A 428-nucleotide genomic window follows, 5' to 3' on the forward strand; every position below is an offset into this window, starting at 1 on the left:
AAGCCGCTGCGGTACGACGGCTCCGCGATGCTCTGCGCGATCTCCGGCTACCCGCGCGCCGGCTGCGGCGAGCAGGTGGGCGAGGACGCCTCCTCCGCGGGGACCCCTGCCCCGGCCCCGCCGTCCACCGCCGGGGCTTCCCGCGACGACCAGGGCGGCGGCCCCTCGGCCGGCGTCCTGGTGGGGGGCGGCGCGGTCCTCGTGCTCGGCGCCGCCGGCGTCCTGCGGGCCCGTCGCCGCCGATGAACCGCGCCCCGGCCCTCACCCGGCCTTCCCCTGCCCTGCGCGCCCCCGCGGCGAGCCGGGGCAACGCGGTCCCGGCCGGCGCCTGGTGGCTGTGGGCGCTGGGGCTGGCCACCGCCGCGTCCCGGACGACCAACCCGCTGCTGCTCGGGCTGCTGACCGGGGTGGCGGGCTATGTGGTGGCG

At 80.8% G+C, this 428-nt stretch carries 1 protein-coding gene and 1 pseudogene; both read left to right on the forward strand.

Annotated features, from left to right (window positions below; genetic code table 11):
- Nucleotides 1–246: GPS-CTERM domain-containing protein (locus IH13_RS0132510; protein ID WP_031090112.1), on the forward strand; the 246-nt coding region annotated here is incomplete at its 5' end.
- Nucleotides 243–428: pseudogene (locus tag IH13_RS43075) on the forward strand (energy-coupling factor transporter transmembrane protein EcfT); the annotation flags it as partial. The gene IH13_RS0132510 and the pseudogene IH13_RS43075, both read left to right, overlap by 4 nt.

Source organism: Streptomyces sp. NRRL WC-3549, from assembly GCF_000721935.1.
Classification (GTDB): Bacteria; Actinomycetota; Actinomycetes; order Streptomycetales; family Streptomycetaceae; genus Streptomyces.